Origin of the sequence: Rhizobium sp. 3T7 (assembly GCF_020166565.1) — a bacterium.
Classification (GTDB): domain Bacteria; phylum Pseudomonadota; class Alphaproteobacteria; order Rhizobiales; family Rhizobiaceae; genus Rhizobium.
In genome coordinates this window covers 1-602 of the sequence record NZ_JAIQXS010000063.1, presented here as the reverse complement: position 1 = coordinate 602, position 602 = coordinate 1, and the positions used below count along the sequence as shown (strand labels likewise).

Below are 602 nucleotides of genomic sequence, written 5' to 3'. Positions count from 1 at the left end.
GCAACACGACGCCGACGGCAGTTGCCGACCAAGGTGACGCAACCGAGAAGGGCGGGGTGGCCAATGGCTCGGGCGGCGTGGCCGCCAGCGGCAACGTGCTTGCCAACGACACCGATCCGGATGCCGGTGACACCAAGACCGTCACGGCGGTCAGCTTTGGCGCCACGGCCGGCACGCTCGGCTCGGCGCTCAACGGCACGTATGGCAGTCTCGTGCTCAATGCGTCGGGCGCCTATACCTATGCCATCAACGAGACCAATGCCACGGTGCAGGCGCTGCGGCAGTCGACCAACACGCTGAGCGAGGTCTTCAGCTACACCATGCGTGACACCGCCGGTGCCACCGCCACGGCAACGCTGACCGTCACCATCCACGGCGCCAACGACGCACCGGTGCTCGCAGCCCAGACCGCCCCCCAGAACGCCACCGTCGGTACCGCCTTTTCGTTTGCACTGCCGGCCAGCACCTTCACCGATGTCGACAGTGGCGAAACGCTCGCCTACGCGGCAACCGCCGCCGACGGCTCAGCACTTCCCGCCTGGCTGAGCTTCAACGCCACGACGCGGACCTTCAGCGGCACGCCGACGACAGCTGGCACGTCC

At 67.8% G+C, this 602-nt stretch carries 1 protein-coding gene; it reads left to right on the top strand.

Translation table 11 applies throughout. The features are described from left to right. Positions 1-602 (top strand): putative Ig domain-containing protein (locus K9B32_RS28845; protein ID WP_224568807.1); only part of this gene is annotated, 602 nt, incomplete at both ends.